The 13983-nt window shown below is 63.7% G+C and carries 10 protein-coding genes; 5 read left to right on the top strand and 5 right to left on the bottom strand.

What is annotated here, in order from left to right; translation table 11 throughout:
- Positions 1-298: 298 nt before the first annotated feature.
- The 4 genes from CO667_RS20020 to CO667_RS20005 form a co-directional block, all read right to left on the bottom strand.
- On the bottom strand, positions 299-4081 hold the full coding sequence (locus CO667_RS20020) for a peptidoglycan-binding protein (RefSeq protein WP_097620016.1): 3783 nt from the start codon (positions 4079-4081) through the stop codon (positions 299-301).
- A gap of 327 nt (positions 4082-4408) precedes the next feature.
- Positions 4409-4774, bottom strand: a complete 366-nt coding sequence (locus CO667_RS20015) for a VOC family protein (RefSeq protein WP_097620002.1) — start codon at positions 4772-4774, stop codon at positions 4409-4411.
- An 84-nt stretch (positions 4775-4858) separates the two neighbouring features.
- Positions 4859-5560, bottom strand: a complete 702-nt coding sequence (locus CO667_RS20010; RefSeq protein WP_097620001.1) for an SDR family NAD(P)-dependent oxidoreductase — start codon at positions 5558-5560, stop codon at positions 4859-4861.
- 71 nt (positions 5561-5631) lie between these two features.
- Positions 5632-6321, bottom strand: a complete 690-nt coding sequence (locus CO667_RS20005; RefSeq protein ID WP_097620000.1) for a DNA-3-methyladenine glycosylase I — start codon at positions 6319-6321, stop codon at positions 5632-5634.
- 261 nt (positions 6322-6582) lie between these two features.
- On the opposite strand from CO667_RS20005, the gene CO667_RS20000 reads away from it, so the two are divergent.
- The 4 genes from CO667_RS20000 to CO667_RS19985 all read left to right on the top strand — a co-directional run bounded on the left by CO667_RS20000 (position 6583) and on the right by CO667_RS19985 (position 12489).
- Positions 6583-8379, top strand: coding sequence for an acyl-CoA dehydrogenase C-terminal domain-containing protein (locus CO667_RS20000; protein ID WP_097619999.1), 1797 nt, complete (start codon positions 6583-6585; stop codon positions 8377-8379).
- A 102-nt stretch (positions 8380-8481) separates the two neighbouring features.
- A complete protein-coding gene (locus tag CO667_RS19995; protein ID WP_097619998.1) occupies positions 8482-9690 on the top strand; it encodes an acetyl-CoA C-acetyltransferase in 1209 nt (402 codons plus the stop codon).
- A 71-nt stretch (positions 9691-9761) separates the two neighbouring features.
- Positions 9762-11978, top strand: a complete 2217-nt coding sequence (locus tag CO667_RS19990) for a 3-hydroxyacyl-CoA dehydrogenase NAD-binding domain-containing protein (RefSeq protein WP_097619997.1) — start codon at positions 9762-9764, stop codon at positions 11976-11978.
- A gap of 301 nt (positions 11979-12279) precedes the next feature.
- Positions 12280-12489 (top strand): cold-shock protein, encoded by a 210-nt coding sequence (locus CO667_RS19985; protein WP_003545273.1) that lies wholly within the window; start codon positions 12280-12282, stop codon positions 12487-12489.
- Positions 12490-12921: 432 nt separating this feature from the next.
- Here CO667_RS19985 and CO667_RS19975 read toward each other — a convergent pair whose 3' ends face one another.
- Positions 12922-13422: a MarR family transcriptional regulator gene (locus CO667_RS19975; protein WP_097619996.1), complete on the bottom strand. Its 501-nt coding sequence runs from the start codon at positions 13420-13422 to the stop codon at positions 12922-12924.
- 59 nt (positions 13423-13481) lie between these two features.
- Between CO667_RS19975 and CO667_RS19970 the strand changes: the two genes are divergently transcribed.
- Complete coding sequence (locus tag CO667_RS19970) at positions 13482-13886, top strand: GFA family protein (RefSeq protein ID WP_097619995.1); 405 nt, start codon at positions 13482-13484, stop codon at positions 13884-13886.
- The last annotated feature ends 97 nt before the right edge of the window (positions 13887-13983 follow it).

The raw sequence follows: 13983 nt of genomic DNA, 5'->3' as shown, positions 1-13983 counted from the left end.
AGGCCGCTAAGCGCGGCGTATCCCTCCTCCTCTCAGCTTTCGATGATGTGTGAATCTGATAGCCCCTCGGGGAGAAGGTGGCCCGAAGGGTCGGATGAGGGGGCCACACGGCACACCCTTCACATAATTCACCTATTCCGGCAGGAAACGATGCCGGTGCAGTCGGAGCCCGCAGGAGGAAAAGACCAGCTTTGCGGCCCCCTCATCCGCCCTACGGGCACCGACCGGGGTCGAGCCACGGGTCTGGCCCCGTCCTTCGGACCCCCGCTGGGGAGAAGGGGAGTCGAGAAGCCGCGCCTCAGATCGCCTTGCTGCCCTGCTTGTTGCGCTCGAGCAGCGCCTTGACGGTCGCGTCGGTCACCTTGCCGTCCGGTTCCTGGCCGACCGACTTCTGGAAGCTCTTGATCGCGGTCACGGTCTTCGCGCCCATTTCGCCGTCCGGCGCGCCGGCGTCGAAGCCGTTATTGTTGAGGATCGCCTGGATGTTGCGGATCGCCTTTTTCATGTCGACGCTCGCCGTCTTCGGGCCGGTTCCCGCCCATTCGTCGGGAATGTCGATGGCGTTGGTGCGGTGGTCGAGCGGCTCCGGCTTCCACAGATCGGCCTTGGCGCGGGCCCGTTCGAGCTGGTCGGGCTTCATGGCATTGGCCACTTCGTCGCGCTTCTGGCTCGCATCCTTGTCGCCGGCCTTGGCGGCGATCGCAAACCATTTGTAGGATTCTTCGAGATCCGCCGGCACTCCGTTGCCCCGGGCGCAGAGGATCGCCAGGTTGAACTGGCTGTCGGTGATGCCGAGGTTGGCAGCCTTGGTGAACCACGAGGCCGCCGTCGCATAATCCTGCTGGCCGAGCGCGCCGGAGGCGTAGAGCACGGCCAGATTGTGCATGGCGCTGGCATTGCCTTGGTTGGCCGCCTGTTCGTAGAAGCCCTTCGCCTTGGCGATGTCGCGTTCGACGCCGTTGCCCTTCTCGTACATGCTGCCGAGCCGGTATTCTGCGGGCGCAAAACCCTTGTCGGCCGAAAGCTGGTACCAGCTTGCCGCCTGCTTCTGATCGACCGTCATGCCGTTGCGGCCGTCAGAATACCGCGCGCCGATCTCAAACAGCGCCAGCGCATCGCCGGTGCTTGCCGCGTCGGCCAGCGATTTCGGCTGGACCGTGTCGGGAATGGTGATTGCGGCCTGCGGTGCGGATGCTGCCGGCGCGGGAACGAAGCCCGATGTCTCCGGTGCTGCGCCTGATGGAGCCGAGGGAGCAAATGTCGCAGCCCCTTCGCCGTCGAGCGGCGCTGCGTCGGTCAGATGCTCGCCGACAACCGGCGGGGCAGCTTCCGGCTGCGCCTGCTCCGAGAGGGGAGGGGTAGCCTCCGCTGCCGGAGCGGTGGTCCCGAGAGCGGCGGTGTCCGGCTGGGCGGGTGTTACTTCCGGCACGGCCGGTGACGGGTTTTCCGCCGCCCCGGTCAGCGCCGAAACTTCCGCCGGTGCCTGCGGTGCGCGCTCGCCGCTCGTCAGCGTCCGGGCGAGCGGAAAGGCCATGATGGCAAGCAGCACGGCGCCGACCGCCAGCAGGATCGGCCGCCGGTAGCGCGAAAAGGCGCTGGTCTTGCCAGTCTTGTCGGAAGCCTTGTCGGACGTCTTGCCGACCTTGTCGGCGGCGGCACCCTTCTTTTCTGATTGGACGGCTGTCTGTTTTGGGTTGGCGTCGACCTCCATCGCGGCGGCCTGCGCCGCACGGCGAGCAGCAGCAATATAATCGGCGCGATCGGTCTCAGCGGCGGGTTTGCCGCGTGCCGCACTCTGGCTGGCGCGGACCCGCTCGAGGATCTTCTTCACGTCGGGGGCGCCGGAACCCGGCTCAAGCAGCTCGTTTGCCGCATCCGTCGGCACCACGTCGGTCGGATCGATCGACGGTGCGGGGTCGATCATCGGGCGTTCGGTTGCGCGGGCCTCGGCTTTCTTGCCGGGCAGCAGCCGCTTGCCGAGGCTGGCGAGCAGGCTGACCTTTGCCGGTGCCGATGTCGCAGCCTCCGGCGTCCTGGTCGCGGCTTCGATGGCGATCGCGCTCGTTCCGCTCATGGCGGTGGCTTGTGCCGGGGCGGCCGGTTCGGCTGCAACCTCGGCGGTGCGGATCACCGGAGAGGCCTTCAGCGCGGGGGCAGCGGCCGGCGTCCTGTCCATATCGGCCTCCGCCACCATCAGCGCATAGGGATCGACATCAAAATCGACGTCCGCGACCGGCATTTGGGCGACCGGCCGGCCGCGCTCTTCCATGCCGTCGAGGCGGTCGGCGATATGCACCAGCGTCTCGTGCAGCGCCTTGAACGTCTTGTGCGTGCGTTCCTCGCTGTCGCGGCTGATATCTTCGAGGAGTCGCAGATCCTCGGCCAGCGCCGTCAGCGCCGACATGTCGGCAGCGGGCACACCACCCTGTGCGTTGCCATTGCGCGCATAGGCTTCGACCACCGCTTCCGCCGCCTGGCGCGCCGCCTCGATGATATATTCGTCGCTGGTCGCCATATAGTCTTCGATCGCGCCCATGCGCCGGTCGAAATCGGCCGGTATCGCAGCGCTTTCGCGCGGCTCGCTCATCAGCGCCGAAAGATTGGCGATCTGGTCTTCGAGGTTCTTCAGCGCGCGCGAATCGGTTGGCGCTGCCGCCGTGCTCTCTTCCAGCCGGGCGGCAATGTCGCTCAGCCGCCCTTCGAGACGCTGGAAGGCGCCGTCGTCGATCACTGCTGCCGGCGCCGGCTGCTGATAGGCCATCTCGTCGATGCGCCGTGCGAGATAATCGAGCCGCTGTGCCAGCACATCATTGACGGCGCCATTCTCGAGCGCGTCGATCTTGCGGGAAATATCGGACAGCGGGCCGGTGAGGTCGGGCTGGGGTGCTGCCTTCTGCGTGTGCTCCAGAAGATAGGAGAGCTGTTCCAGCCGTTCGTCGAGCCGCGACGTCGCTTCCGCCTTGCTCAGCTCCTCGACGCGCGTCGTCAACGCCTCCAGCCGCATCGCCAGCTCGTCGGCCGGGTTCACGCGGTTCGCCGCATCATGGCTCATCAGGTCGATCTGGTCGGCGAGCGCCGAAAGCCGGCTTTCCAGCCGCTGCATCAGCGCCGGGTCGTTGGTCGCGGCGGCGCGTCCGCTGGCTGCGATCGCCCGGCTGATTTCGTCGAGCCGCGTATCCATGGCGGCGAACTGTTCGGACATGACCCGGTCGTGCGGCTGGATCATGTTGCCGAACTGCTCCATCGCCGTGGCGATGGCAATCAGCTTGTCTTCCAGCGCGCGAACGGCCGGGCTTTCGCCCATGCCGCCGATATGACGCTTGATGTCATCCAGCCGGTAGGCGAGCGAAACCAGCTCTTCCTGCAGCCCCTCGGTATCGAGCGCGGCCAGCCGGCTCTCGAAGCCGTCCCAGCGGTTTTCCATGTGGCGCAGCGAATCCTCGCGCGCCAGCCCGTCCATCAGCGAGCGCAGATCCTCGAAATCCTCGCGCAGGCCGGCGGCCTCCGGGCCGGCGGAGCGGCCGGTCAGCTGGGTGATGCTCTGGGCAAGGCGGCCCATGTCGGCGCGGATTTCGTCGGCGAAACGGCCGTCTCCGGCACTCGTTTTGATCTCGCGCAGTTCGGCGCGCAGCGCGTTCATCTCGCGGGTGACGCCCTCGGAAATGTCGCGCTTCAGGTCCTGGCGCAGATTGACGAGCGCCTGGGCAATCTCCGTCATCGTGTCGTCGCCGGCGCGGAAGGCGGGTGCCGGCAGCGGCGCGGCGGCGCGCGGCGCCGGTTCGCGTGGGAGCGGGGCCGGCTCGCGTCCGTAGAGCCGGTCGCGGCCCGCTTCGAGGGTGCGCTGGCGCTGGCGGATTTCAGCGAGCGGATCCGGCCGCGGCTCGAGCGGCGCCCGTGCGGGCCGCGGGGCGTTGGCGCCGGCATAGGGATCGCGCTCGGCCGTTGCCGTGCGCGGCCGCTGTTCGCGCCCACTGCCCATCAGCCCTTCGATGCGTGCCTCCAGCCCTTCGATCGTGCGGTTCAGCGCATCGAGCGAGGTCCTGTCGGACTGCCGGGAAGGATTTGATCGCGATCCGTTCATCTTCTTGCTCGCTTCGACTGCTCGACCTCTCGTCAGAGCTCGATCCTTGGCTTTTCCGTCTGCTGCCCGCGGCTTGCCGCGGACCGAGCGCACCATTCATCAGAAGTTAGTCAATTAGACTTTCCTCAAGCTGAACGATGTAGCGGCATCCTTAGAAACGCGAGACTGACAAAAGGAGTGCGGATCACTACTGCTCAATCCGCACCTTTCACGAAACGTGGTAAACAAGCCGTTAATCTCGATGAGAATTTTTTAACGTTTGTGTTGCAACCGCCATTTTTGACGGCAATTGCCGTTCAATTCGTCAGATCGATGGCGCCGCCACGATCAGGCCGGACGCGGATATTGCAGCTCGATCTTCACGCTCTCGGGGCCGTAAACGAAGACCTGGCCGAGGTCGGTATCGGGAATATCGTAATATTCGTAGCGGTAGCCGGTCGCCTTGATGCGATCCAGCGCCGGGCCGAATTCGTAAAGGCTGAAGGCGACATGGTTGAAGATGCCGGCCGGAAAATCGGTGCTGCGCGATGTCAGGCTGAGATGGATGACCGGGCGTTCGTCGAGATAGAGCCAGTGGCCGGGCGAAGCGAAGGGTGGCCGATAGCCTTCCTTGACGCCGAGCAAGGTTTCGAAGAAAGCGATCATTCTAGGCGCATCGCGGGTTTCGATGGTGACGTGGTCCAGACGCGGCATCGGTTCCTCCCAGCCAACTCAGAGGACGGAACATAGTCCGTTTGACGCTGTCGCGAAAGTTGCCTTGTCAATCTGTCGCGGAGCTCAGAAGCTCTCCGTCCACGGCCGGACTTCCACCTCCAGCGACCATGCGCTGCGGTGCTGGCGCAGCACGTCGATATAGGTCTGGGCGATCGCATCCGGCAGCAGCGTGCCATCCGGCTTCTCTTCCCTGTCGGGCCGGGTCTGCGAGCGCACCCCGCCGTCGATGACGAAATGCGCGACATGGATGCCCATCGGCCCGAGTTCGCGCGCCGCACTCTGGGCAAGGCCGCGCAGCGCGAACTTGCCCATTGCGAAGGGCGCCGATTGCGCAAAGCCCTTGACGCTTGCCGACGCGCCGGTGAAGAGGATGGCGCCGTGGCCGGGCGGGATCATGCGCTGCGCCGCCTGCTGCGCCACCAGAAAGCCGCCGAAGGCGGTGGTCGCGATCGCCTTTTCCACCTCGGCGGGATCAAGTTCGGCGAGCGGGCCGCGCACGCGGGCGCCGGCATTGAAGATCACCACCTCGGGCCCGCCGATGGCAGAGGCCGCCTCGTCGAACAGCGCCGCGACGCTTGCCGGCTGCGAGACGTCGGCGTGAAAGGCGCTGGCGCCGGTTTCGTCGCAGAGCCCCCGAAGCTTGTCGATATTGCGGGCGGCGAGCCCGACCTTGACGCCGAGCGCCGACAAGTGCCGGGCCAGCGATGCGCTGATGCCGGAACCGGCGCCGACGATCAGCGCGCTGCCATAGGGAAAGTCGGTCATATCTTGTCCTCGATGGATCGTCGCACAGACGTAGGAAGCCCGGAGAGCTCGCGCTACCGTCCGGACGAATTTCAGTGCGGTTGCGCCGCATCGATCGAATAGGCGCTGATGCGCGACAGATGGATGAAGGAAAGGCCGGTCTCCTCGGCCCAATCGTTGAAGGCCTCTTGGATCAGCGTCTGGTCCTTCTTCGCCGTGCCGGAGGAGGAGAGCGGCACGCCGGCCGATTTGAGGCAGGCGAGCACATCCATCGTGGCGACGAAGCTGTCGCGGCCGATGCCGCGCAGGAAATATTGCCCGGTCATGCCGCCGAGCCGGCTGCCGCGTTTGCTCAACAGCTCGAGAAGGCCGATCTGGTCCTCCCGCGGCCAATCGGCGAAGAAGACGCCGGCGCTGCCGTATTCCTTCGCCAGCTCCCGGGTGAAGGCGGCATTGGCGCGAACCGACATGATCTTGGCGCCGTTGCGGATAATCCGTTCGTCCGACGTCAGATCGTGCCAATAATCGTCCGGGGCGATATTCAGCGCCGCCGGATCGAAACCGGCAAAGGCAGCCTCGAAACCCGGCCATTTCGCATCGATCACCTTCTGGACGAAGCCGCTATAGAAGATGCGCCTTGTCATATCCGCCAGAATGCGATCGTCAGGCATAGCGCGCAGCCGGTCGTGATCCGGCCGGTGTTTCTCCAGCAATGCCTGCAGTGCCGCCGCGCCGCCTTTCCGTTGCTCCGCCCGCTGCCTTATCGCCTCGAAACTGATCATCCCGGCGATCCTCCTTTGGCATTCCCGAATGGCGGGTTGAACGACGCTTCCGCTTATACGCCATTCCCGGATGGACAAGGAAGGGGAGATGACGTCTCGTGCCTTTCGGGGGCTTCATCACCGGCAGATTCGCCGGTTGAAATTTTTTCGCAAAAAGCGGGCCGGCCTGCAGATTTTGACGTTTACGCAAACGTCAATATTTTGTAAGACAGTGCCCGAGGCCGGCGCGATCCGGTCAATCGAATGGGAGGAATTCGCAAGATGCCAGTCTACAAGGCCCCGGTGAACGATACGCTCTTCGTCCTGAACGACGTGCTGGGCCTCGAACGCTACAACAATCTTCCCGGTTTTGCCGATGCGACGCCCGATCTGATCGAAGCGATCCTCGGCGAGGCGGCCAAGGTTGCCGAGGAAGCGCTCTTCCCGCTGAATTATTCCGGCGACCAGGAAGGCTGCACGCGCCACGACGATGCCAGCGTCTCGACCCCCAAGGGCTTCAAGGAAGCCTACAAGGCATATCGCGACGGCGGCTGGATCGGCCTTGCGGTGCCGGAGGAATTCGGCGGGCAGGGGCTTCCCTATACGCTGCATACCGCCGTCGGCGAATATACCTCCGCCGCCAACATGTCGCTGATGATGTATCCCGGCCTGACGCAAGGCGCGATTGCCGCCATCCTCGTCCACGGCACCGACGAGCAGAAGAGCACCTATCTGCCGAAGATGGTCGACGGCTCCTGGTCCGGCACCATGAACCTCACCGAGCCGCATTGCGGCACCGATCTCGGCATGCTGCGCACCAAGGCGGTGCCGCAGGCCGACGGAAGCTACAAGATCTCCGGCCAGAAGATCTTCATCTCCGCCGGCGAGCACGACCTGGCCGACAATATCGTTCATCTGGTGCTCGCCCGCATCGAGGGTGCGCCGGAGGGCACCAAGGGCATTTCGCTGTTCATCGTTCCGAAATTCCTCGTCGGCCAGGACGGCGCGCTCGGCGCCCGTAATGCCGTCTCCTGCGGCGCGATCGAGCACAAGATGGGCATCCACGCCAACGCCACCTGCGTGATGAACTACGACGAGGCGACCGGTTTCCTGATCGGCGCCGAAAACCGCGGCCTCAACGCGATGTTCGTGATGATGAACGAGGCTCGCCTGATGGTTGGCCTGCAGGGCATCGCCATTTCCGAGATCGCCTATCAGAATGCCGCCAGCTACGCCCGCGACCGCATCCAGGGCCGTTCGCTGTCCGGCCCCAAGGCGCCGGATAAGAAGGCCGATCCGATCATCGTCCATCCGGATATTCGTCGCTCGCTGATGACCATCCGCGCCTTCAACGAGGCCGGCCGCGCCTTCCTGCTCTGGACGGCGCTGAAATCCGATATCGCCCACCGCTCCACCGACGAGAAGGAGCGACAGACGGCCGACGATATTCTCGGCCTCGTCACCCCGATCCTCAAGGGCGTGATGACCGACAAGGGCTTCGATCATGCCGTCATGGCCCAGCAGGTCTTCGGCGGCCACGGCTATATCGAAGAACACGGCATGAGCCAGTATGTGCGCGATGCCCGCATCGCCATGATTTATGAGGGCGCCAACGGCATCCAGGCGCTCGATCTCGTCGGCCGCAAGCTCGCCCTCAACGGCGGCCGCGCCGCCATGGCGCTCTTCAAGGAGATCGGCGATTTCTGCGAGGAGAACCGCGGCAACGAAAAGCTCTCCTTCTTCACCAAGCATCTGAAGAAGGGCTTGAACGACGTCCAGGCCGCGACCATGTGGTTCATGCAGAACGCCATGGCCAAGCCCGACAATGCCGGCGCCGGCTCGACCGACTACATGCACCTCTTCGGCCTGGTCGTTCTCGGCTATATGTGGGCGAAGATGGCCAAAGCCGCCGAGGATGGCCTTGCATCGGGCGATGCCGCCCGCGAGGATTACCTGAAGAACAAGCTGATCACGGCGAAATTCTTCATGGAGCGGATCATGCCGGAAACCACGCTGCGCAAGGCCCGCATCGAGGCCGGCGCCGACACGATGATGGAATTGGCCGCCGAAGCGTTTTGAGCCGGTTCTCCCTCCCCCTTGTGGGGAGAGGGTTGGGGAGGGGGCCTTTCCCCTCCTTCCAAGATTTGAGGCAGGATAGATTGCCGCCAGGGAGACGAGGAAATGACCGAGGTTTTCATTTACGATCACGCCCGCACGCCGCGCGGCCGCGGCAAGAAGGACGGCGCCCTGCATGAGGTGCCTTCCGTCCGCCTCGCGGCCAAGACGTTGGAAGCGATCCGCGACCGCAACGGGCTGGACACAGGCACCGTCGACGACATCATCATGGGCTGCGTCGATCCGGTCATGGATGCCGGCGCCGTCATCCCCAAGGCCGCCGCCTTCGAAGCCGGTTATTCCACCCGGGCGCCCGGCATGCAGATCTCCCGCTTCTGCGCCTCCGGCCTCGATGCCGTCAATTTCGCCGCCGGCAAGATCGCCCAGGGCGCCGACGACATCGTCATCGCTGGCGGCGTCGAAAGCATGTCCCGCGTCGGTCTCGGCATGTCTGGCGGCGCCTGGTTCATGGACCCTTCGGTAAATTTCCCGGCCTATTTCATGCCGCAGGGCGTCTCGGCCGATCTGATCGCCACCAAATACGGCTTCAGCAGAACCGATGTCGACGCTTATGCGGTCGAGAGCCAGAAGCGTGCCGCCCATGCCTGGGAAAAGGGCTGGTTCGACAAGTCGGTCGTCCCGGTCAAGGACCAGAACGGCCTGACGATCCTTGATAAGGACGAGCATATGCGCCCCGGCACGGATATGCAGGCGCTCGCCTCCCTCAATCCGTCCTTCCAGATGCCCGGCGAGATGGGCGGCTTCGAGGCCGTCGGCATCCAGGCCCATCCGGAGATCGAGCGCATCAACTATGTCCATCATGCCGGCAATTCCTCCGGCATCGTCGATGGCGCCGGTGTCGTCCTGCTCGGCTCCAAAGCCGGCGGTGAGAGCATGGGCAAGAAGCCGCGCGCCCGCATCAAGGCTTTCGCCAATATCGGCTCCGATCCGGCCCTGATGCTGACCGGGCCTGTCGACGTCACCGAGAAACTGTTGAAGCGCACGGGCATGAGCCTTGCCGACATCGACCTCTTCGAACTGAACGAAGCTTTCGCCGCCGTGGTGCTGCGTTACATGCAGGCTTTCGACATCGACCACGGCAGGATCAACGTCAATGGCGGCGCCATCGCCATGGGCCATCCGCTCGGCGCCACCGGAGCGATGATCCTCGGCACGGTGCTGGACGAGCTTGAACGCCGCGACCTCAACACCGCGCTGGTGACGCTCTGCATCGGCGCCGGCATGGGCACGGCAACGGTTATCGAACGCGTTTGATGCGATCCAAGCCCTCTCCCTTGCGGGGAGGGGCTTCACCGCCAAAGAATTCAGGGAGAGGAATTCCCAAGATGAGCACCTACACCAATTTCACGCTCGAAACCGACGCCGACGGCATCGCTCTCGTCACCTGGGACATGCCGGGCAAATCGATGAACGTCTTCACCGCCGAGGTGATGGCTGAACTCGACGCCATCATCGACGCCACCACCGCCGATGCCGCCGTCAAGGGCGTCGTCTTCACCTCGGGCAAATCCTCCTTCTCCGGCGGCGCTGATCTGTCGATGATCAAGTCGATGTTCAGTTCCTACCAGGAGGAGAAGGCAAAGAGCCCCGAGACGGCCGTGCAGACCCTCTTCGGTCTGGTCGGCCGCATGAGCGGTCTGTTCCGCAAGCTCGAAACATCGGGCAAGCCCTGGGTGTCCGCCATCAATGGCACCTGCATGGGCGGCGCTTTCGAACTGTCGCTCGCCTGCCACGGCCGCGTCGCCTCCAATGCCAAGAGCGTCAAGATCGCGCTGCCCGAGGTCAAGGTCGGCATCTTCCCCGGCGCCGGCGGCACCCAGCGTGTGCCGCGGCTGGCGAACGCGCAGGACGCGCTGCAGATGATGACGACGGGCCAGTCGCTGACCGGCTCCCGCGCCAAGGCGATGAACCTCGTGCATCAGGTGGTGGAGCCTGATCAGCTGATCCCGGCCGCCAAGCAGATGATCAAGGATGGCCTGAAGCCGGTCGCCCCCTGGGACGAGAAGGGCTTCAAGGCGCCGGGCGGCGGCATCTGGACGCCGGCTTCCGCCCAGCTCTGGCCGGCCGCTCCGGCGATCCTGCGCAGGGAAACATCGGGCAATTACCCGGCAGCGCTTGCCATCCTGAAATGTGTCTATGAAGGCCTGCAGGTGCCGTTCGACACCGGCCTGAAGATCGAGCAGCGTTATTTCACCGAGGTGCTGCAGACCCGCGAAGCCTTCTCGATGATCCGCTCGCTGTTCATCTCGATGCAGGAGCTCGGCAAGGGTGCGCGCCGCCCGGCAGGCATCCCGAAGACCGCGCTGAAACATGTCGGTGTCGTCGGCGCCGGCTTCATGGGCGCCTCGATCGCCTATGTCACCGCCGCCGCCGGCATTCCGGTGACGCTGATCGACCGCGACATCGAAGCGGCGACCAAGGGCAAAACCGTCTCCGAAGGCCTGGTCAAGGATTCTGTCGGTAAGGGGCGTCTTACGCAAGACGAGGCGGCAGCCCTGCTCTCCCGCATCACGCCGTCGGCCGACTATGCCGCCCTCGCCAATGCAGATCTCGTCATCGAGGCGGTGTTCGAGGATCGCGAGGTGAAGAAAGCCGTCATCGAGGCTGTCGAAGCCGTGCTGCCGGAAGGCGCAATCTTCGCCTCCAATACCTCGACCCTGCCGATCTCGGGGCTGGCGAAGAATTCGAAACGGCCTGCCGATTTCATCGGCATCCACTTCTTCTCGCCCGTCGAGAAGATGATGCTGACCGAAGTCATCCTCGGAAGCGAAAGCGGCGACAGGGCGCTCGCCGTCGCGCTCGATTATGTCGCCGCCATCAAGAAGACGCCAATCGTCGTCAACGACACCCGCGGCTTCTTCGTCAATCGCTGCGTGCTGCGCTACATGTCGGAAAGCTACGACATGTTGATCGAGGGCGTACCGCCTGTTATGATCGAGAATGCCGCCAAGATGGCCGGCATGCCTGTGGGACCCCTAGCGCTGAACGACGAGGTCGCCATCGACCTCTCACTGAAGATCCTCAAGGCGACGGTCGCCGATCTCGGCGACAAGGCCGTCGACCCCAGGCATATGGACCTCATCTCGCGCATGGTCGAAAAGGAAGGCCGTTCCGGCCGCAAGAATTCCAAAGGCTTCTACGACTACCCGCCGAAGCCGGCGAAGAAGTCGCTCTGGCCCGACCTCAAGAGCTTCTACCCGCAGAAGCCGGCGGATGAAGTCGACGTCACCGTCCTGAAGCAGCGCTTCCTCGTTACCATCGCGCTCGAAGCCGCCCGCACCGTCGAGGAAGGCATCGTCACCGACCCGCGCGAGGCCGATGTCGGCTCGATCCTCGGCTTCGGCTTCGCGCCCTATACCGGAGGGGCGTTGAGCTATATCGACGGCATGGGCGCAAAGGCCTTCGTGGAACTGGCTGAAAAGTTAGCCGGAGCTTACGGAAGTCACTTCCAGCCGACGCCGCTTTTGAGGGACATGGCCGCCAAGGGCGAGACGTTCTACGGACGGTTCGATCCCTATGCGAAGATGGGGGCGGCGGCATAAGCTGTCTTTGCCATTGTGCCGTGGCCGCCCCCCTCTGGCCAGCAGGGCAGAGGGGCGCCGCGGCACGATATTTAAGAATTGTTCGATATCGATCAGCCAACCCTAATTCGACTTTTCCTTGCGGACGCCTTGTCACGGACACAATTCCCGATTAAACGTTCACGCATCGATCTTGCTAGATGAACTTTGAAACGGCGCTTGCGTCGTTCCTGGCGAACTTCCTCCAAAATCGGTTTTCATCGCCGCTTGGGCATCTGTCCGGGCTGCATTCTTCTATGAACGATTCGAAAAGGATATCGTCATGAGCACTGGTACCGTAAAGTGGTTCAACGCAACCAAGGGCTTCGGCTTCATTCAGCCGGACGACGGCGCAGCCGACGTTTTCGTCCACATCTCCGCCGTTGAACGCGCTGGCATGCGCGATCTCAAGGATGGCCAGAAGCTGTCTTACGAGCTCGTCCGCGACAACAAGTCCGGCAAGATGTCGGCAGACCGCCTCCAGGCGGCCTAAGCCTTACAGCGCGTCCTTCTGGACGCGCGGGCATTGAATATCATCTCCGGATCGTGACCACGGATGTACTGGCACGGTTCGTTGAGATGGCAGGGAAGGTCGGGTTAGCCCGGCCTTTTTTTGTTTCTGGGTGGTTGATGCTGTGCCCTTTCCTAAGCAATGCGTCCGCGATACCCCCCTCTGCCCTGCCGGGCATCTCCCCCACAGGTGGGGAGATTGGCTGGGCGCACCGGCTTCCCCAAACAATGAGCGTCCAGCACGGCGAAACGGTAGACAAGCAGGAAGTTCAAGCCACTTGTGATCTCCCCACCTGTGGGGGAGATGCCCGGCAGGGCAGAGGGGGCGGCCACGGCAGAACTTTAAAGAATCTTTCGCATCACCAAACTGAATTCGTCGCTGGCGACAACAAGTCCCGCAAGACAGCTAAACCGCTCAACCTCCACCCGTCTCGCCACCCTCCAGCATCTCCATCACCCGCGCCATCACCACCCGCGCCGCATCGAGTTCGGCCGAGGTGAACGCAGCACCGAGCCCATCGGCCCATCCGGCCTGCGCCACCTCGATGACGTCAAGCCGCGCGGCCCCCTCCGCCGTCAGCCGCACCAGCTTGGCCCGCTGGTGCTGCGGGTTATCGGCATATTCGATCAGCCCTTCGCCCTCCAGCACATCGGCAAGCCGCTGTACCCCCTGGCGGGCGAGGCCGAGGGCGCGGGCGATCTGCGCCACCGACATGTCGCCGCGCCTTGCTGCGGCCAGCACTTGCCAGCGGGCGCTTGTCTGTCCTGCCGGTCTTGCCAGCTGGTCGCCGGCGGCCGTCAGATGGCCGGCGAGGCGAAGCGCCGTGATCGCGAAAGCGGAAAAGGCATTCCCCTCCATCGTCCGCTCCGGTCGATTTTGTTTGACAACATGTTGTCGATTTTGTATCTCATCCATAATGACAACATATTGTCATATGTGATTGATCGATGCAACGCCGAAGGAGGAGATCACCCATGAAGAAAACCTACAAGGGAAGCTGCCATTGCGGCAAAGTGCATTATGAAGTGGACATGGACCTCGCAGAAGGCACCGGCCGCTGCAATTGTTCGATCTGCGCCAAGCGGCGCTATTGGGGCGCCAACGTCAAGCCGGAGGATTTCCGGCTGATGTGCGACCCGGCGGAAACATCGGACTACCAGTTCAACACGATGAGCGGTCATCACCGCTTCTGCCGCACCTGCGGCGTGCCGGCCTTTGGCGACGGTTATGTCGAGGCGATCGGCGGCGCCTATGTCTCGATCAACATCGCCTGCCTCGACGATATCACCCCTGAGGAACTCGCGGCCTTGCCGGTCCGTTATTCCGACGGCAGGCATGATGCCTGGTGGAACGAACCTGAAGTGACGAGTTATCTCTGACGTCATTCCGGCAAAACCCTGCAGCAGTTTTGCTGGAATTGCATAAAGCCTGTCGGATCGTCGTCATCCCGTTCGTCCTTGGTTCATAGCGGAGAAG

It is taken from the genome of Rhizobium sp. L43 (assembly GCF_002531725.1).
Taxonomy (GTDB): domain Bacteria; phylum Pseudomonadota; class Alphaproteobacteria; order Rhizobiales; family Rhizobiaceae; genus Rhizobium.
This window is presented reverse-complemented; position numbering and strand designations above follow the sequence as displayed.

Bases quoted from the DNA above. Each gene is read 5' to 3' on its own strand.
- CO667_RS20020 (WP_097620016.1), bottom strand. From the start codon at position 4,081: ATGAACGGATCGCGATCAAATCCTTCCCGGCAGTCCGACAGGACCTCG.
- CO667_RS20015 (WP_097620002.1), bottom strand. From the start codon at position 4,774: ATGCCGCGTCTGGACCACGTCACCATCGAAACCCGCGATGCGCCTAGA.
- CO667_RS20010 (WP_097620001.1), bottom strand. From the start codon at position 5,560: ATGACCGACTTTCCCTATGGCAGCGCGCTGATCGTCGGCGCCGGTTCC.
- CO667_RS20005 (WP_097620000.1), bottom strand. From the start codon at position 6,321: ATGATCAGTTTCGAGGCGATAAGGCAGCGGGCGGAGCAACGGAAAGGC.
- CO667_RS20000 (WP_097619999.1), top strand. From the start codon at position 6,583: ATGCCAGTCTACAAGGCCCCGGTGAACGATACGCTCTTCGTCCTGAAC.
- CO667_RS19995 (WP_097619998.1), top strand. From the start codon at position 8,482: ATGACCGAGGTTTTCATTTACGATCACGCCCGCACGCCGCGCGGCCGC.
- CO667_RS19990 (WP_097619997.1), top strand. From the start codon at position 9,762: ATGAGCACCTACACCAATTTCACGCTCGAAACCGACGCCGACGGCATC.
- CO667_RS19985 (WP_003545273.1), top strand. From the start codon at position 12,280: ATGAGCACTGGTACCGTAAAGTGGTTCAACGCAACCAAGGGCTTCGGC.
- CO667_RS19975 (WP_097619996.1), bottom strand. From the start codon at position 13,422: ATGGATGAGATACAAAATCGACAACATGTTGTCAAACAAAATCGACCG.
- CO667_RS19970 (WP_097619995.1), top strand. From the start codon at position 13,482: ATGAAGAAAACCTACAAGGGAAGCTGCCATTGCGGCAAAGTGCATTAT.